Source organism: Vagococcus salmoninarum (genome assembly GCF_003987495.1).
Classification (GTDB): domain Bacteria; phylum Bacillota; class Bacilli; order Lactobacillales; family Vagococcaceae; genus Vagococcus_D; species Vagococcus_D salmoninarum.
In genome coordinates this window covers 17,920-34,879 of the sequence record NZ_NGJU01000001.1, presented here as the reverse complement: position 1 = coordinate 34,879, position 16,960 = coordinate 17,920, and the positions used below count along the sequence as shown (strand labels likewise).

At 37.3% G+C, this 16,960-nt stretch carries 19 protein-coding genes; 4 read left to right on the top strand and 15 right to left on the bottom strand.

What is annotated here, in order from left to right; all coding sequences use genetic code 11:
• Positions 1-120 precede the first annotated feature (120 nt).
• From CBF35_RS00175 to CBF35_RS00140, 8 genes are all read right to left on the bottom strand, one after another.
• On the bottom strand, positions 121-324 hold the full coding sequence (locus tag CBF35_RS00175; protein WP_126777895.1) for a hypothetical protein: 204 nt from the start codon (positions 322-324) through the stop codon (positions 121-123).
• An 18-nt stretch (positions 325-342) separates the two neighbouring features.
• On the bottom strand, positions 343-573 hold the full coding sequence (locus CBF35_RS00170; protein ID WP_126777894.1) for a hypothetical protein: 231 nt from the start codon (positions 571-573) through the stop codon (positions 343-345).
• A gap of 141 nt (positions 574-714) precedes the next feature.
• Positions 715-1,077, bottom strand: a complete 363-nt coding sequence (locus CBF35_RS00165; RefSeq protein ID WP_126777893.1) for a hypothetical protein — start codon at positions 1,075-1,077, stop codon at positions 715-717.
• 302 nt (positions 1,078-1,379) lie between these two features.
• A complete protein-coding gene (locus CBF35_RS00160) occupies positions 1,380-2,786 on the bottom strand; it encodes a DNA primase family protein (protein WP_244922546.1) in 1,407 nt (468 codons plus the stop codon).
• A 27-nt stretch (positions 2,787-2,813) separates the two neighbouring features.
• Positions 2,814-3,653 carry a bifunctional DNA primase/polymerase gene (locus CBF35_RS00155; RefSeq protein WP_126777891.1) on the bottom strand — a complete coding sequence of 280 codons (840 nt, stop codon included), beginning with the start codon at positions 3,651-3,653 and terminating at the stop codon, positions 2,814-2,816.
• Positions 3,634-3,912, bottom strand: a complete 279-nt coding sequence (locus tag CBF35_RS00150; RefSeq protein WP_126777890.1) for a hypothetical protein — start codon at positions 3,910-3,912, stop codon at positions 3,634-3,636. Before CBF35_RS00150 ends, CBF35_RS00155 begins: the two co-directional genes overlap by 20 nt.
• A 120-nt stretch (positions 3,913-4,032) precedes the next feature.
• Positions 4,033-4,314 (bottom strand): helix-turn-helix domain-containing protein, encoded by a 282-nt coding sequence (locus CBF35_RS00145; RefSeq protein WP_126777889.1) that lies wholly within the window; start codon positions 4,312-4,314, stop codon positions 4,033-4,035.
• A 3-nt stretch (positions 4,315-4,317) separates the two neighbouring features.
• Positions 4,318-4,557 carry a helix-turn-helix transcriptional regulator gene (locus CBF35_RS00140; RefSeq protein WP_126777888.1) on the bottom strand — a complete coding sequence of 80 codons (240 nt, stop codon included), beginning with the start codon at positions 4,555-4,557 and terminating at the stop codon, positions 4,318-4,320.
• 135 nt (positions 4,558-4,692) lie between these two features.
• On the opposite strand from CBF35_RS00140, the gene CBF35_RS00135 reads away from it, so the two are divergent.
• Positions 4,693-5,469 (top strand): helix-turn-helix domain-containing protein, encoded by a 777-nt coding sequence (locus CBF35_RS00135; RefSeq protein WP_126777887.1) that lies wholly within the window; start codon positions 4,693-4,695, stop codon positions 5,467-5,469.
• 44 nt (positions 5,470-5,513) lie between these two features.
• Entirely contained in the window at positions 5,514-6,665 is a 1,152-nt protein-coding gene (locus CBF35_RS00130) for a tyrosine-type recombinase/integrase (RefSeq protein WP_126777886.1), read from the top strand.
• Between the two features lie 97 nt (positions 6,666-6,762).
• On the opposite strand, the gene sufB is transcribed toward CBF35_RS00130, so the two are convergent.
• From sufB to CBF35_RS00095, 7 genes are all read right to left on the bottom strand, one after another.
• Entirely contained in the window at positions 6,763-8,190 is a 1,428-nt protein-coding gene (gene sufB, locus CBF35_RS00125; RefSeq protein ID WP_126777885.1) for a Fe-S cluster assembly protein SufB, read from the bottom strand.
• Positions 8,187-8,678, bottom strand: a complete 492-nt coding sequence (sufU, locus tag CBF35_RS00120; protein WP_126777884.1) for a Fe-S cluster assembly sulfur transfer protein SufU — start codon at positions 8,676-8,678, stop codon at positions 8,187-8,189. The genes sufB and sufU overlap by 4 nt, the downstream gene beginning before the upstream one ends.
• Positions 8,665-9,900 carry a cysteine desulfurase gene (locus CBF35_RS00115; RefSeq protein WP_126777883.1) on the bottom strand — a complete coding sequence of 412 codons (1,236 nt, stop codon included), beginning with the start codon at positions 9,898-9,900 and terminating at the stop codon, positions 8,665-8,667. Before CBF35_RS00115 ends, sufU begins: the two co-directional genes overlap by 14 nt.
• Positions 9,900-11,183, bottom strand: coding sequence for a Fe-S cluster assembly protein SufD (gene sufD, locus CBF35_RS00110; RefSeq protein ID WP_126777882.1), 1,284 nt, complete (start codon positions 11,181-11,183; stop codon positions 9,900-9,902). Before sufD ends, CBF35_RS00115 begins: the two co-directional genes overlap by 1 nt.
• Positions 11,184-11,201: 18 nt before the next feature.
• Positions 11,202-11,969 carry a Fe-S cluster assembly ATPase SufC gene (gene sufC / locus CBF35_RS00105; RefSeq protein ID WP_126777881.1) on the bottom strand — a complete coding sequence of 256 codons (768 nt, stop codon included), beginning with the start codon at positions 11,967-11,969 and terminating at the stop codon, positions 11,202-11,204.
• 207 nt (positions 11,970-12,176) lie between these two features.
• Positions 12,177-13,079: a prenyltransferase gene (locus tag CBF35_RS00100; RefSeq protein WP_126777880.1), complete on the bottom strand. Its 903-nt coding sequence runs from the start codon at positions 13,077-13,079 to the stop codon at positions 12,177-12,179.
• A gap of 83 nt (positions 13,080-13,162) precedes the next feature.
• Positions 13,163-14,032 (bottom strand): LysR family transcriptional regulator, encoded by an 870-nt coding sequence (locus tag CBF35_RS00095; protein ID WP_126777879.1) that lies wholly within the window; start codon positions 14,030-14,032, stop codon positions 13,163-13,165.
• A 120-nt stretch (positions 14,033-14,152) separates the two neighbouring features.
• On the opposite strand from CBF35_RS00095, the gene CBF35_RS00090 reads away from it, so the two are divergent.
• Together CBF35_RS00090 and cls are read left to right on the top strand one after the other, a co-directional pair.
• Positions 14,153-15,283, top strand: coding sequence for an MFS transporter (locus CBF35_RS00090; RefSeq protein ID WP_126777878.1), 1,131 nt, complete (start codon positions 14,153-14,155; stop codon positions 15,281-15,283).
• Positions 15,284-15,389: 106 nt separating this feature from the next.
• Positions 15,390-16,916: a cardiolipin synthase gene (gene cls, locus CBF35_RS00085; protein WP_126777877.1), complete on the top strand. Its 1,527-nt coding sequence runs from the start codon at positions 15,390-15,392 to the stop codon at positions 16,914-16,916.
• Positions 16,917-16,960: the final 44 nt, after the last annotated feature.

Here is a 16,960-nt window from a genome sequence, read left to right as displayed (position 1 = left end):
CTACCTTCCTTCTCTTTACGTTCCCAGTATTCCTCTTGATGATAAACTCTCTTAGGTTGATGTTTGTCACAATAAGTTTTATCAAAGTCTATCAGCTTCCGACAACCTCCACCATTACATCTAATTTTGGGTTTCATTAAGTCCTTTGTGTTTTCGATAAATTTCTCTGTCTGTACCATCATCTAATAGTTCAACTGCTAACCTCAAAGCTTCACGTACCTTATGTTCGTAATTCTCATCAGACTCTCCGTAGATTGAAAGCCTTAGTAGTTCGTCAATTAAATCCATCGCTTCATCGTATTTTTGTTTCTCAATGTTTATCATTATTTTCTCTCCTTTAGTTTATAATTCTAATTCTTTTTCCATCCAGTCCACAATTACTTTAATATTATGAGCAGCTTCTTCCTCTGAAAGTTTAGCCGCTTTATTTTGCATAATAAGCATATCTGCGTACATCTTATGAGTCTCATGTTGCCTTTTCTTAACCTCCTTCATTGTTTCTTTCATTTCATTGTGAAACCCTGTAAAACTGAAACCTTTAAATTCTTTAGGAACCCATACTAGTTTTAACATTTCTTCCTCCTTAAAATTCACTTTCGATTACTGTTGATTACACTACATAATCACAAGTAGTCCAATATCGCTGTAACCCTTGTGTCAGTATGCTGGAACTCACTTTTAAAAAAATAATACTTTTGCTTGTTTTTTATACTTTTAATTGAAAGCTTTCTTACATAACGCCATAACTTCCTTATTACAAGCAAGCGCCATTGTCATTCTAAGTACCATTAAATTATAAGTGTCATCAAGCTTTCCGCTTGGCATTCCTTTTTCTAAATATTCTTGAAAAATAACATTTACTAAATGTTCCACCTCTTGTACATCATCTGGGAAATTACTATCATTCCTTAACGTGTTAAGCAATCCCATCATTAAATTTGCATAAATGCTTTTACTGCCTTCCTTTTCATTTACCACATAATCTTTAGTCGCTTCCATTGTTAAGAATAAAAGTCTTTCTGCTTGATCTATTTGTTTCTCATTTGGCATTTCATCAACTGAAATAATGTTTAACATATCATCACTCTTTCTATTATTTAATATATTTATTTAAGGATATTTATTGTAGCGGTCGGTAGTGGGGAAACGCCATGCCACCCCTACCACCTCTTACTAACACTGTTATATCAACGTTTGCAATCATCTTATTTGACACCATGACCATGCCACTCCATTTTTACCACTCGTGCCGGCATGGTGTTGAAAAAGTGGGTGGCATGGTCTTACCATTATTACCGACTTAGTAAAACGTTGCTACATCAACCTTTTCAACCTATGGCATGAGTGGTAGGGTGTTTTCTCACTTCTGCTCTCAACAACTAATCTAAATCATAGTCATTCTTTAAAAATAATTTTATATATCTTGCAACTCTAGTATTATCTTGTCGTATTGTTTTTTTAATTATTCCTAGATTTTCAAGCTGCCGATTGAATTTTGGCTGTGACAAACTCTTAATATTTTCATCAAAACAAAAATCTCGGTACTTATCAAAAATATTTCTAGTAGAGTCTCCTGTCTTAGCTTCTTCATCAATTCTGCAATAATCATCAATGAATCGTGATAAGTGATTGGCTTCCTTCAACCATTCTTCCTTAGCTTTAATCATTGGCTCTGACAAGCTCAATTGCCCTCGTTCCATTGCTTCACTGAACGCTTTTAAGCAATAGTAGGCAAACTGTGGTATCTCTTGTTCAATCGCTTTTAAATCATGTTTTTGCTTAAACTCTTTGCCTATCACAACGTTGAATGGTACAACGTATAATCTGCGGTCAAATCCCAAACTAAAATCATTAAATTGCGGGAGAGTATTGGCCGAAAATATCAATTTAGCAAAGTTCTTAAACATAAAAGGATCTTGCCCCTTATATTCTGCAAATAACATATCGTTTCCGGTCAATGCTTTTAACAATCCTGTCGAATCTATGAAATCTGCTGAAATATCAGCGAATATATTAGCTAACTTTTGATATAACATACTGGTAGCAAATCTATTATTTTTGTTACCTAGATCAGTCAATGAAGCGTTAGAAACATTTTCATCATTTAAGACCTTTGTTAAGTGATTCAAGAAAACTGATTTCCCATTCCCTCCTGCACCAATTAATATAGTAATGGACTGAAAGGGCGCATAGCTTCTATAAAAGCAGTAACCTATCATTTCAATTAAATACTTGGCGCTTGTATTATCTCCAGTTAACTCTTCAAGCCAAGATAATGTTTTAGTTGGTAGGTGTTCTTCATTTATATCCAACTCAAAATTATGACTTTGGAAAATGTAATCTTTTGGATTGTGCGGCTGCAACTGCTGCGTCTTAAAATTGTAAGTACCATTTTTAAAACTAACAAGATGTGGCTTACTGTGGTCAAACGGATTGCTTTTTGCTTCTCTATCATACGTTTTAATCATAATAAATCGTTTGACCTCGGCTAGTTTGCTTTGAGACCACTTGCCCACGCTCTCTAGCTCGTCTGTAATGACACTGTCCAAATACTCGGATAAGTTATCCATTCGCCATGTACCTGTCACCTTGTCGAATCTTGCGCCCTGTGAGAAGGAACTCACTCTGATGATTGGTATTTCTTTCATAAGGACATGAGCTAATTTTTGAGCAACTACTTTTTCTACCCCTTTTTCATCAGTAACTAACCAACTTGGCGTATCTGAAATTTTTTTTTCTAACGCTGGTTTAGCTTTTTGAATAAACTCAACAATATTTTCATTCACTTCTTTCAAGTAATCACCCCACTTTCTTTAAATGCTTTTTACTTTCTGTAAGTGCTTTTTCACAATACTTTTAAAAATAGTATTTACTTCTTTTTCATCAAGTGGTACGTCAATGAAATTATCATTTACAACTAAAACTAAGGTATAGATTGTCTCTAAGTCAGTTCCTAAGGATAAGCACTTGGCTATAAATCTCATAAGAAAATCATTTCTACCACCAGTCTTTGAACCTTCAACCATTTCAGTTAAGAATTTTGCCGTATACTTCGGTTTCCCTTGTGTCATAGGTTGATTCTGTGGCATTTCCAACTTACTAGATGGGTAATTATCCGCACTTGCTTCTAAGGAATCTAGTAAAAATTGAGGAAACTCGGCTAACTCTGGTAATTTACCGCTTATTCTTTTATATGCTTTCCCATCTATATGAGAAGGTGGTGCTACCACATATCCGTCTACTAAAATATCTATTCCTTTGAAGGCGTTAATTTGACGTTGGATCGTAACATTACTCGGATAATTAAAATAGTAATGTCTTCCTCCTGTAGGAGTATCAATAATCAAAGTATTGGGCAACTTCTCAAAGTGATTTTCTAGCACTTCTAATGTTTCAAAACCATTTTCACCATGGACATCAATATCAAGGATAACTAGACCTGTTTCTTTTCCAACCTGTAAACCTATATTGCATGATACGTTTTTTTCTTGATTCCAATGATCTAAAATCATTTCTTGGTTAGTTGTCGCTGAATGAAAACCATTCGAGAAATCACTAGTTTTACAAGGTATTTTAGTATTTGGATATAATGGTATGATTGGATAACTATTTTCCGCATAACTTAGTGCTGCTTTAAGAGTGAGTAATTCCATAAGTCTCACCTCTCACTACCTCTGCTTCGCAATCCACTAGAATGTCAGCGATACTTTGAATTTTTTCACTCATCATCTTTAATGATTCCGTGGCATTCGATAAGCCTTTCTCATTAAATAAGGAAAATAATACTAACTCATGATTTTTCTGACTTCCCTGTAAAGCTAAACAACTTAAATAGTTTTCTAGTAGTCCTATTTGACTTGTAACATCCGCAACCTCACACGCATAATCTGATACTAATTTATTCTTCTTCATTTCAATTTCCCTCTTTCTTTGTTATGATAGAGAGGTAAAGTTCATACAAATATTCTTTACCCCTAACACTATTGGACGGCTATCCTTTAGTGTTTTTTTTATTTCTCGCCCCCAGCTAGACTAAATTCTATTTTCATTTAAAAATTCATCTATATCTTTTTTCGAGATTCGTTTTACTTGTTGTATTTTTGAAACTGCTAACCCTTTATTAACAAAGTGTGTTGCTAATGTGCTTCTTGATACTCCAATATATTCGGCAGCTTCTCCTAGCGATAACCATTCTTTTTGAATTAGTTGTTTTGCGATCGCTTCCAACGATGGTTTTATTTCACTAATTACTCTAGAGACAAATAAATCACTTGCATGTTGGGACAATTCTATATGATCAATTTTCAGCTCCATATACTATCCTCCTAAATCGTTTTTCTTTGTATTTCTTTGCAAATGTGCAAAAAAAATTTCATCAATAGATATGTCAGGAAATATCGAAACTAATAAATTTCGAAAGATTACTTTTTCCTTGTCAGAAAAAGCCACTCGACCATTCTCTTTTAACCAATAAGATTGCTTACTTATTTTTAGTAATTGCGCTATATCATTTTGAGTATATCCTAACATTCTTCGATAACCAGCAATAATATTCATTTATCCCACCCCCTTTCGAACTTTCTTTGCATTTCTTTGCATAACTATTTATAACACTATTATTTAATCAAGTCAAACTTTTCTTTGTATTTCTTTGCAAAATAGTTTAGAATAAGTACTAACGGAGGTGAAAATATGAAACAAAACGATTTGTTAAACGAACTATTAAAGCCCGATCCTCAAAAAGTTGGACAAAGAATAAAAAAAATCAGACTTAAACTAAATCTAAGCATGAGTGATTTCGCACTAAAAGTAGACGAAAAATCAAAAAGTGGAACTATTTCCAATTGGGAAACGGGGAAAAATCTTCCCAATAAAGCAAGATTAGAAAAAATTGCACACCTTGGTTCAGTTACTACTAGTGAACTTCTTTACGGAATTGATAAAGACTTTATACATTTTATTATTTATCTTTCAAACGAAATAAGAAGTTACGAAAATAATTTAGGCTTCTCGGATAATGACTTTCCTAAAAATTATGATGAAAGGTTTATGGTTATTTCTGATATTTTCTATTCATTATTAGATGAGAAAATCGATATATATATAAAAGACAACAAAACGAAATATGTTTCAAAAGATGACTTATATTATAACCAATACAATGAATTTATTGATTTGATTTACTCAGAATATAAATTATTAGATGGAGATTTTTTTGATTTGGATGAATCGATTACTTTAGTAGCAAAAATATGTGATTTATTAATTGGTGGTGTTAGTCATACTAATTCTGGTTTTATAAGTCATTCTTTATACGAACTAAACAAAACTATGATTAACTTGGATAGTTACGCTTTAGATGAAAAGTCTAGTAAGTTTGAAGTCTTGGGAAGTATTGACTTAAATATATATAATTCTGTAACAGATATTATTCAAGAAGCAATGCACAAGATTGAAAAATTGAAGTAACCCTCTAATTCCTTGCCCCCAGCTAGCGACAAGGAGGATATACAATGGCAACATTCAAACAATACAAGAATAAGGACAACAAACGTAAGTGGCAATTCAGCGGTTACGTGGCTACTGATCCAATTACTAACAAGAAAATAGTTACAACACGAAAAGGCTTTGACACTAAAGCAGACGCTTCACTTGAATTTGATAAGCTAAAGTCTAACATTCTAAAAGCTTCCAGAAAAAAGCCTAGCACCACATTCAAAGAACTTTACGATGATTGGTTAGAACAGCACAGAAAGAGTGTAAAGCCTTCTACAATTGCAACAAATAGGCGATTTATTGAGAATCATGTCTTGCCTAAGTTTGGTACAATGAAGCTTGATAAAATCACCGTTTCATACTGTCAAAAGTGTGTGAACGAATGGCATGACGTCTATAAGCAGTATCATTATATTAGACGTGCTACCGCTCAAGTTATGAATTATGGTGTGTCTATGGAACTAATGGAGTCTAATCCAATGAAAAAAACTATCCTTCCCAGGCGGAAAGAAGCTGAAAAAAAGCCGAACTTTTATGATAAAGATCAGCTTAAGAGTTTTCTTCAATTTGTTGAAACATTAGATAATTATAAATATTTCGCCTTCTTCCGGTTATTAGCCATTACTGGCATGAGAAAGTCAGAAGCCTTAGCGCTATATATTACTGATGTTGACTCATTCAACAAGACACTTACCATCGGAAAAACTATTGCCATTGATGAACATGACAATATTATTATGCAGACACCAAAAACTACTAGCTCTTACAGAACGATTAGCCTTGATGATGATACACTGAAAGTTTTGCGTAAATGGATCAGCACCTTACAACAAGATTATTTAAAGCTTGGCTACAATACATCAAAAAAGAAGCAATTGCTGTTTCCTAATAGTTTAAATGATCTTTATTATCCGCAAGCTGTTAACGATTGGCTAGACTGGATTTATAAGAAGGCAACGGCAGCCGGTCATAACTTTGAAACGATAACGCCTCATGGATTCAGACATACCGCCTGTTCTCTCATGTTTGAATCTGGGGCAACAATCAATGAGGTTCAGAAAAGACTTGGCCACAAAGATGTGAAAACAACAATGAATATCTATTCTCACGTTACACCGCAACAAGCCGAAAATACTAGTCAGAAATTGGCAAACTATTTAGGCTTCTAAACAAATAGATAGCTTTTAAGATAGCTTTTTTCTAAAAGAAGGCAAAAAAAGAACTAGAATTGGCTATACAACGCCTTTTCTAGCTCTTATAACATGATTAACCTACACTGCCTTCCATCTCATACTGAATCAACCGATTCAATTCAACGGCATATTCCATCGGAAGTTCTTTCGTAAATGGTTCAACGAAGCCCATGACAATCATCTCTGTGGCTTGGATCTCAGTTAAGCCACGACTCATTAGATAGTATAACTGTTCTTCTGAGATTTTTGAGACTTTCGCTTCGTGCTCTAAAGCAACTTGGCTGTTATGAATTTCGTTAAAAGGAATCGTATCACTTTTCGATAAGTCATCCATAATGATTGTGTCACATTCGATATGAGAGATTGAGCCTTGGCTCTTCTTGGCGAAAGTGACTTGCCCACGGTAGTTAACTTCCCCACCGTTTTTAGCAATTGATTTTGAAATAATTGAGCTCGACGTGTTTGGTGCATTATGAATCATTTTCGCACCAGTGTCTTGGATTTGTCCTTCATTGGCAAAGGCCACTGAAAGCATTGTCCCACGAGCCCCACGACCATCTAAGTAAACAGATGGGTATTTCATCGTTGTTTTGGCACCTAAGTTACCATCAATCCACTCAACTGTGGCATTTTCATAGGCTTTCGCGCGTTTTGTCACTAAGTTATAAACGTTATCTGACCAGTTTTGGATTGTTGTATAACGACAGTAGGCGTCTTTCCGAGTAAAGATTTCAACGATCGCTGCATGTAAACTATTAGTTGAATACGTCGGTGCCGTACAGCCTTCCACGTAGTGAACGCTGGCCCCTTCGTCAACAATAATTAAGGTTCTTTCGAATTGACCCATGTTTTCGGCATTGATTCGGAAGTAAGTTTGTAGTGGCACGTCACACTGAACCCCTTTAGGCACATAAATAAACGTTCCGCCAGACCAAACAGCCGAGTTTAAAGCCGCTAATTTGTTATCTGTTGGTGGGACTAATTTTGAAAAGTATTCTTTGAATAATTCAGGGTATTCTTTTAAAGCTGAATCCGTATCAGTAAAGACGATTCCCAGTTTCGAGAATTCTTCTTTCATGTTGTGGTAAACCACTTCTGATTCATACTGAGCACTTGCTCCCGCTAAGTATTTACGTTCTGCTTCTGGAATCCCGATTCGTTCAAAGGTTTCTTTGATTTTATCTGGCACATCATCCCAGTCACGGGCTGGTTCGTTACTTGCTTTTTTATAATAAGTTAAGGCTTCAAAATCAATGTCTGATAAATCAGGTCCCCATTTTTGCATTGGCATTTTTTTGAATGTCTCGAAAGATTTTAAGCGGAAGTCTAACATCCACTCTGGTTCTTCTTTGACTCGTGAAATTTCACGAACGATTTCTTCTGTTAAGCCAGCACCCGTCGTAAAGACTGATTCCACATCATCATGGAAACCGTAACGGTATTCTTCAAGTTCAGGAACTTCGCTTGTTCCTAAGTCTAAGTCAGTTATTTGTTCACTCATTCGTGAGTTCCCCCTTCATCTTCTCTATGGATTGCGCCTTCGACACTAGTTAGTTTATTTTCATAAATGCCCCGTTCTAAAGCTTTCCACCCTAAAGTTGCACACTTGATCCGAGCTGGGAATTTGGCGACACCACTTAAAATTGCCGCATCTCCTAAATCATCAAGTTTTGGCACTTCATTTCCTTGAACTAGTTCTGAAAAACTATTAATTAGTTCCAAGGCTTCTTCCGTTGTTTTACCAATCACCACATCAGTCATCATACTCGCACTGGCGGTGCTGATTGAACAGCCACTGCCTGCAAAGCGGATGTCTTCAATCAGATTATCTGCGTTAAGTTTCATTTGCAATTGAATAACGTCCCCACAAGTTGGGTTGTTCATCTCGATTTCCGTCGTTGCCTCATCTAAAATTCCATGGTGATGAGGGTGACTTGAATGATCGAGAATCACTTGACGGTATAAATTATCTAATCTAGAGAGGGCCATTTTGGAAAAACTCCTTTGTTGCTATCAAAGCTGTGACTAACATATCAGCATCTTCTAGCGTATTGTAAAAATAAAAACTTGCTCGGGCTGTTGATTGGACATCTAAATATTTCAGTAGCGGCTGAGCACAATGATGCCCGGCTCGAACAGCCACCCCTTGCATATCCATCGCTGTAGCTAAATCATGAGGGTGGACCCCATCAAGGTTAAAGGCGATTACCCCGTTATGCTCTTCAGCAGATTGAGGCCCATAAATAGTTAAGCCCTCAATGGCTTGGAGTTTCGGTAAGACGTAAGTCACTAATGATTGCTCATATTCGTGAATAGCAGTCATTCCAATTTGATTTAAGTAAGTAATCGCTGCCCCTAAACCAATTGCCCCAGCAATGTTCGGTGTTCCCGCTTCAAATTTCCAAGGAAGTTCCGTCCAAGTGCTTGTTTGTTCGTAGACGAAGTCAATCATCTCGCCACCGTATTCAATTGGCTCCATGGCTTCTAAGAGCTCACGTTTCCCGTAGAGTACGCCAATCCCCGTAGGTCCACACATTTTATGACCGCTAAAGGCGTAAAAATCGACCCCTAAAGCTTGGACGTCAACTGCCATGTGTGGGACGGCTTGGGCGCCGTCACCAATTAGGACTGCTCCTTGTTGGTGGGCTAACTCTGCTAACTCAGTCAAGGGATTAGTCACCCCTAAGACATTCGAAACGTGAGTAATGGCGACAATTTTCGTTTTATTCGTAATTTTTTTACGAGCATCAGCCATGTCTAAGTGACCATCAGCTGTTAACTCGATGTATTTTAAAGTTGCTTCTTTGCGTTTAGCTAATTCTTGCCAAGGAACGATGTTCGAGTGATGTTCCATGTAAGAAATCACAATCTCATCTCCTGCTTGGACATTCGCATCACCGTAACTACGAGCTAACCAGTTAAGGCTTGTCGTCGTGCCACGAGTGAATAAGACTTGAGCACTACTTTCAGCGTTAATGAATTGGCGAACCAACTCACGGCTGCCTTCATAAGCTGCTGTCGAGCGTTCTGCTAAGCTATGAACGCCACGATGAACATTGGCATTGTCAGAGCTGTAGTAGTCTTGTAAGGCAGTTAAAACAGCCTGAGGTTTTTGGGTTGTGGCGGCGTTATCTAAATAAACTAAAGGTTCGTCATTGACTTCTTGAAACAATATTGGAAAGTCTTTTTTTAATTCGTGAGCCTTTAACATTACGATAACTTCCTTTCAATAACCTCTGCTAGTTCTTGACGAACTTCTTTCACTGGAATAGCTGTTAAGACTGAGCCTAGGAAACCGCGGATAACTAATTTCTCAGCATCGACACGACGTAGACCACGACTCATTAAGTAGTACATTTCTTCTGGATCAACGCGACCAACACTGGCAGCGTGACCGGCTGTGACTTCATTTTCATCAATTAATAAAATCGGGTTCGCATCGCCACGGGCTTGATCCGAAAGCATTAAGACACGGCTTTCTTGTTGGGCGTCTGCCCCTTTAGCACCTTTAATAATATGACCAATGCCGTTAAACGTTAACGTGCCCCGTTCACGAATAACACCGTGTTGTAAAATATGACCAATCGAATGCTTGCCATAGTTCGTGACGCGGGTATCAATCCCTTGGGTTTGACGGCCAGCACTAATCGCCACCGCTTTAACTTCAGAATGTGACCCTTCGCCAATTAAGTCAGAATCGAAATCAGCAACTACATCGGCATCGTTCATAACACCAATTGCCCAATCGACTGAGGCATCTCTTAAAATATGTCCGCGACGGTTCATGTAAGCTGTAACGTTAACACCTAATTGGTCAATCGCTGAAAACTTAACTCGTGAGCCTTGTTTCGCAATCACTTCAACAACGATATTTGCATTAGTTTTAACATCGCCTTCACCGATTGTTTGGAAACGTTCTAAGTAGTTAAACTCACTGTTTTCCTCAGCTAAGACAAGGACATGTTTGACAAAATTCGTCGTAGAGGCAGCATTATGTAAATAAATTCCCTCAATCGGTTCTTCAATCACGACATTTTTCGGTACGTATAAAAACGCTCCGCCACTCATAAAGGCAGCGTGGAAAGCTGTTAATTTATCTTCATCGGCTTTGACAGCTAACTGCATGTAAGCTTCTTTCACTAATTCTGAATGCTCAGTCATGGCAGTAAAGATATCCGTAAAAATCACGCCTTTTTCAACGAGACTCATCGGCATTTGTTCCGCCACTGTCGTGTTCCCGTGTTGAACGAGCATTGGGTTATCTTTTGAAGTATCAAAACTGTAAACATTATCAAATTCAACGGTTTCTTCAAAGTCCGCGACACTTGTTAAAGGCCAACGGTCAATTTTTACTCGTTCAATGACTGGTAACTTTAATTCTGCCAGTTTAGCTAAAGCTGCGAGACGTAAATCAAGCATCCAAACTGGCTCTCCTTGACTTGCTGAAAAGACTTTTAGGTCGTCAAGATAAGTATTCCATTCTTGTTCCTTCATTTATCTTGTCATCCTTTCTTATTCGTCTTTAAATTCGATTCCTAATTCTTTACTAATCCCGACGTAACCTTCTGCTTCTAAACGCTTCGCTAAGTCAGCGCCGCCTGTTTTAACTACGCGGCCTTCCATCATCACATGTACAACATCAGGTGTGATGTAGTTTAAGAGACGTTGGTAGTGAGTAATAATCAAAGCGCCAAAGTTATCGCCACGCATTTCATTCACGCCTTTTGACACAACTTTCAAGGCATCGATATCTAGACCAGAATCAATCTCATCAAGGATGGCAAACGTTGGTTCCATCATTAATAATTGTAAAATCTCATTACGTTTTTTCTCACCACCAGAAAAGCCTTCGTTTAAGTAACGTTCAGCCATTTCTTCAGCCATATCAAGTAATTCCATTTTTTGATCTAATTTTTTAATAAAATCCATCACTGAAATTTTATCGTCTTCAGCACGTTTGGCATTAATTGCTGCTCGCATGAATTCAGCATTAGTAATCCCAGGAATTTCACTTGGGTATTGCATTGCTAGGAAGATTCCTGCACGGGCTCTTTCGTCAACTTCTAATTCTAAAATATTAACGCCGTCTAACAGAATTTCACCTTCTGTGACTTCGTAATTTGGATTTCCCATAATTGCTGCTGATAAAGTTGATTTACCGGTACCGTTAGGCCCCATAATGGCGTGAATTTCACCTGTTTTCATTACTAGGTTCACACCTTTTAAAATTTCTTTGTCCTCAATTGAGACATGTAAGTTTTTCACTTCTAATACGGACATCTATCATTACCTCCACATTCAATTTTTGCTGATAAAACCAATCCTCCTTATTTTAGCCTAATTGAGAATGAATTTCAAATGATAGTGTCTATAATTAAGGCAATCCTAGTTCTTCTAGGATTTAAATTTTATTAGATTGGAATCTTTATAAATAAAAAAGTAGTCAACCTTACAAAAGGCAACTACTTTATCCTTTATCCTGTTCTCTTAAAACAACACCCCAATAAAATACAATACCGGATAGCCAACCATAATTGAAGCCATGCTTTTTAACACAAGTGGAAAGGTCTTTTGTTTGTCTTGGGTCCCAAAGTAACCTTTCAATTGTTGCCATAATTTTGGCACAAGTAAAATTAAAACTAAGACTGGCCATGGTGCTAAACCTAGTAAGACTAATACTGGTAACAAGCCAAAGCTTAATAAGAAAAAGACTTGTAACAGTCTCACAGCTTTTGGTTGACCGATATAATAGACTAAAGTTTTGCGACCGTTCACGATGTCCTCTTTTAAATCACATGTATTATTAGCTAATAAGTTATTAAACATCATTAAAACTGGTGGCAGACAGACCAGAAATAATTGAGCGGCATAACTTAAAGTAAACTCTCCCGTCGGAAAACTAACAACATAAGCAGCAACAAAGGGCACTAAAAAGCCACTGGCAATCGACGTCACTGTTTCAGCAATTGGTAAGCTGTTAAGAGGCCGCGGCCCCGCCGAATAAAAAAGGCCAACATAGTAACCAATGAAACCAATAATCACTAAAAACCAGTTAGTATTCATGACTAGTATCAAACCTAAAAGACCAGAAGCTGCCATAAAACCATAAAAAACGCCTTTTACTAATGGCAGACTCAAACCTTCTCGGCCAATAATATTACTCGCTTCTTTATAATCGTGCTCTTCTGACGCATTTTGATAATCCATGTAGTTATTAAAAATATTTACAGCAATATGAAAAAAGACAATCGTAAAAATATAAATGACTAAACGCCAATTCCCAAAAACGCCAAATTCCCCTTTAGCAAAGGATGCTCCTAATAAAATTAAAAATAAATTCAGTGGTGCAGTGTAGATTTCCCCTAATTCCCATAATTGTTTAAATGTCATAATATCCCCCTAGATTTCTTTAAAACAAGCCTTGATTATAGCATTTTTTCTGAAAGTTTTCTTTGATTTTGACTTAGTTTTCATTAAAATATTAAACTGACGGCAGTCATAAAATCTAACATAACTTTACTAATGTATCTGTCTTTTAAATAACTAATAGCCACTTCCCGAATCGGGCCGTCGCTAATTTCAATTGCCACTAAATTTTCTGTTCCTAGTTCGCCAATTAGATGTTGTGGTTGAATTGTTAGTCCTACACCTTTTTCGGTTAACTGAAACTGAGAACTAGCTGAACCTGTTTCCATGACCGTTTCTAAACTTAACTTCCGCTCCTGCGCCCACTGGTCAATTAACTGACGCCCGTAAAAACCACTTGGATAAAGTAACAATGGCAGCTTTTCTAAGTCTTTCCCTTGAATGCTTTTGACTTGGCTTAATGGGTGAGTCTTTGGCACAAACAAGCCGTAAGTTTCAGTAAAAATACTTTCTTGATTGAGCTGTTTCGAGGGGCTTCTTAACAAGCCAACTCCAAGGTCGACTTGATTTTTTATTAACAGTTGTTCAATTTCCAATGAGGGAATGACCGTCACTTTAACTTCTGGATACGTTTGATGAAACTCTGCTAACATCTGACTTAAACGATAATCAAGATCTGAAGGCAACATGGCTACGCGGATTTGACCACTGCCTCCGGTTTTTAAATCTTCGATTGCTAATTCTGCATCTTGAATACTGTTAATAATTTTTCTGGCATAAAATTCTAAACGGCGACCCGCTTCTGTTTGACTGTTTTTTTTACCGATTCGATCAAATAGTAATAGCCCAACTTCACTTTCTAAGTTTTTAATTTGTTGACTTAAACTTGGTTGTGAGATGCCTAAACGAAAGGCTGCTTCGGAAAAATGTAATTCTTCACATAAAACTAAAAAGTAACGTAACTGTTTTAACTCCACGACTGTTTCCACCTTTCAACAATAGCTTTTCCCTATCGTTTCTATAGTAATAATAGTATGGTTTTATCATCTCTGCAAGGATATACTCCAATTATCACTATAAAAAAGGAGTGTTATCACATGAAAAAAATATATTTTGTCTTACTCGTTATTCTATTATCTCTAAATTTACGGCCAGCGATTACCGCTGTCGGCCCTTTGTTAATGATTATCAAAACGGAACTTGCCATGACTAGCTTAACTGCTAGTTTAATTACGACAATTCCCGTTTTCTGTATGGGCTTATTTGCCCCCTTAGCAGTTAAACTTAGTCGCCGCTGGTCTGTGGAAAAAGCCTTGTTCTTTGCCATGGTCTTGCTTTTTAGTGCCTTAGTCATTCGTTTCAAACTTCACAGTAGCTTACTATTAATTTTTACCGCCCTTTTAGCCGGGATGGGCATCGGCATGGCCGGCCCCTTAATTGCTGGCTTAATTAAAAAGCACTATCCTACTAGTCATTATCTAATGTCCTTTTACTCAGTCTCCATGGTTTGTGGTGCGGCCTTAGCCTCAAGCTTAGCTATTCCTCTCTATCGACGGTTTAATGACAATTGGCAATCCCCTCTAGGTATTTGGAGCTTACTAGCTTTGATAGCTGCTCTGGCATTGTTGCCGCTACTTAAAGCCACGCCTAAAACTCAGGTGACAGCTAACATCGAAAGTCCGCAAAGGAAAAACTGGTGGCTTATGCTCTTTTTCAGCTTAATGGCAGCTGTCTTTTATTCCTTAACAGCTTGGCTAGCCCCCTTCGCCCAATCACTTGGTTTCAATCCCCAATCAGCCGGCTTGTTACTAACATTGTTTACAATGATTCAAATCCCTGTGAGTTTTTTGATTCCTTGGCTCGTTAGCCGTCAGCAAAATCAACGCTTTTGGTTGTTGTTTTGTAGCTTCTCTGAACTGACTGGGATTATTTTATTGTTATGCCATGTCTCACCTTGGATAGTGACGATTTTCCTCGGTCTTGGAGCAGGTGGTTTGTTCCCTCTAGCCTTAATGCTACCTTTAACTCACAGTCGTAATGCCCAAGAAGTTATTACTTTATCAGCATTTATGCAGTCTGGTGGCTTTATGATCGGCGCTTTAGGTCCCCTGTTATTCGGTTTGACGACTGATCTATTTAATAATTTTTATCTCTCTTTTACCCTAATTGCCTTATTAATTCTCGGGATGATTGCCTCGATCTTAAAGCTCACTTCTCAGCCAACTTAATTTAATAATTAACTAAATCTTGGTAATTACCAATTAAACTCCCATCTAATTGACTATTAGCGTATAATTAAGGTGTCTTTCTGATTATTACAAAGGAGTTAACTAAATGAACCTATTAAAATTATTGACTCATCGAGCCGCTTTAACGGTCTTGCTCTTACTTGTTCAACTAAGTTTAATTTTCGCGATTGTCTTACGCTTCCAAGAATTTTTCGTTTATTTTTATGTCATAAACATTATTTTGTCGATCGTAATTGTTTTACGGATTATCAATGCCCGAACAAATCCCGCTTATAAAATTGCTTGGCTGATTCCAATTATGTTATTACCAATTTTTGGAACTTTTATTTATTTAATTTTCGGGCGCTTGCGGATGCCGAAAAAACTAACTGACAAGATGGCAGAAATTGAAGGAAAAGAAGCCCATGCTTTAGCTTGCACGATTCCTGACTTGCGGATGACTTCGGAAAATCCCAACGCCCTTTTTCAATCTCACTATTTATCTAATTACGGAATTGTCCCCCCTTTTAAAAATACGACTAGTGAGTATTTAGCCACTGGTGAAATTGCCTTTGAAAAAATGCTTGAAGAATTAGAAAAAGCTGAAAATTATATTTTCATGGAATACTTTATTATTGAAGAAGGGGTGATGTGGGATAGTTTACTAGAAATTTTAGTCCGAAAAGCCCAAGCTGGCGTTGACGTTCGCCTATCTTACGACGACATGGGCTGTATGTTTACCCTCCCCCATAACTACCATCAAAAACTAGAAAAACTGGGAATTAAATGTGCGGTCTTCAATCCTTTTGTGCCAGTCTTGTCTTCGATTTTTAATAATCGCAATCACCGAAAACTAACAGTCATTGACGGTAAAGTCGCCTTTACTGGTGGTTATAACTTAGCCGATGAATACATTAACAAAGTTGAAAAATTTGGTCATTGGAAAGATACTGGTTTGTTACTTAAAGGGGAAGGGGCTTGGGGCTTTACATTAATGTTCTTAGCTCTCTGGGATTTTCAACGTTCTGAAGAGCGGGATTACTGCGAATATTATCCCGGCTACCCCCAATTGTCAGAACCAACCAGTGGCTATTATCAACCTTATACCGATATGCCCTTTACAAATGAAACTGTTGGTGAGAATGTTTACTTAAATCTGATTAATCGGGCAGAAAAGTATATTTACATCACTACTCCTTACTTAGTAATTGACAATGTCTTAATGGAATCTTTGTGCAATGCTGCTAAAGGTGGCCTTGATGTACGAATTCAAACCCCGCATATCCCTGATAAGTGGTACGTCCATACAATGAGTCGTTCAAACTATCCCCAACTGATCGAAGCTGGCGTGAAAATTTACGAGTACACCCCTGGCTTCATTCATTCTAAAACTTTTGTTGTTGATGGAATTTATGGCGTCGTCGGCACGATTAATCTTGATTATCGCAGTCTATACTTACATCTCGAATGTGGCGTCTGGATGTATAAAACGACTGCTTTAAAAGAGATGTTAACTGATTTCTTAGCCACCGAAAAAGACTGCCAAGAAATTAGTCTAGCTGCTGCCTTAGATATTCCTTGGTACAAACGAGTTGGTCGAGCTGTGCTAGCAGTTTTTGCCCCACTCTTATAAAAAAACACTCAAAGTTACCGATTTAATTCGGTCCTTTGAGTGTT

Bases quoted from the DNA above. Each gene is read 5' to 3' on its own strand.
- CBF35_RS00170 (WP_126777894.1), bottom strand. From the start codon at position 573: ATGTTAAAACTAGTATGGGTTCCTAAAGAATTTAAAGGTTTCAGTTTT.
- sufB (WP_126777885.1), bottom strand. From the start codon at position 8,190: ATGAGTGAACAAATAACTGACTTAGACTTAGGAACAAGCGAAGTTCCT.
- CBF35_RS00150 (WP_126777890.1), bottom strand. From the start codon at position 3,912: ATGAAGAAGAATAAATTAGTATCAGATTATGCGTGTGAGGTTGCGGAT.
- CBF35_RS00130 (WP_126777886.1), top strand. From the start codon at position 5,514: ATGGCAACATTCAAACAATACAAGAATAAGGACAACAAACGTAAGTGG.
- CBF35_RS00140 (WP_126777888.1), bottom strand. From the start codon at position 4,557: ATGAATATTATTGCTGGTTATCGAAGAATGTTAGGATATACTCAAAAT.
- CBF35_RS00090 (WP_126777878.1), top strand. From the start codon at position 14,153: ATGAAAAAAATATATTTTGTCTTACTCGTTATTCTATTATCTCTAAAT.
- CBF35_RS00175 (WP_126777895.1), bottom strand. From the start codon at position 324: ATGATAAACATTGAGAAACAAAAATACGATGAAGCGATGGATTTAATT.
- sufC (WP_126777881.1), bottom strand. From the start codon at position 11,969: ATGTCCGTATTAGAAGTGAAAAACTTACATGTCTCAATTGAGGACAAA.
- CBF35_RS00145 (WP_126777889.1), bottom strand. From the start codon at position 4,314: ATGGAGCTGAAAATTGATCATATAGAATTGTCCCAACATGCAAGTGAT.
- sufD (WP_126777882.1), bottom strand. From the start codon at position 11,183: ATGAAGGAACAAGAATGGAATACTTATCTTGACGACCTAAAAGTCTTT.
- CBF35_RS00100 (WP_126777880.1), bottom strand. From the start codon at position 13,079: ATGACATTTAAACAATTATGGGAATTAGGGGAAATCTACACTGCACCA.
- CBF35_RS00135 (WP_126777887.1), top strand. From the start codon at position 4,693: ATGAAACAAAACGATTTGTTAAACGAACTATTAAAGCCCGATCCTCAA.
- sufU (WP_126777884.1), bottom strand. From the start codon at position 8,678: ATGGCCCTCTCTAGATTAGATAATTTATACCGTCAAGTGATTCTCGAT.
- CBF35_RS00165 (WP_126777893.1), bottom strand. From the start codon at position 1,077: ATGTTAAACATTATTTCAGTTGATGAAATGCCAAATGAGAAACAAATA.
- CBF35_RS00115 (WP_126777883.1), bottom strand. From the start codon at position 9,900: ATGTTAAAGGCTCACGAATTAAAAAAAGACTTTCCAATATTGTTTCAA.
- cls (WP_126777877.1), top strand. From the start codon at position 15,390: ATGAACCTATTAAAATTATTGACTCATCGAGCCGCTTTAACGGTCTTG.
- CBF35_RS00155 (WP_126777891.1), bottom strand. From the start codon at position 3,653: ATGGAATTACTCACTCTTAAAGCAGCACTAAGTTATGCGGAAAATAGT.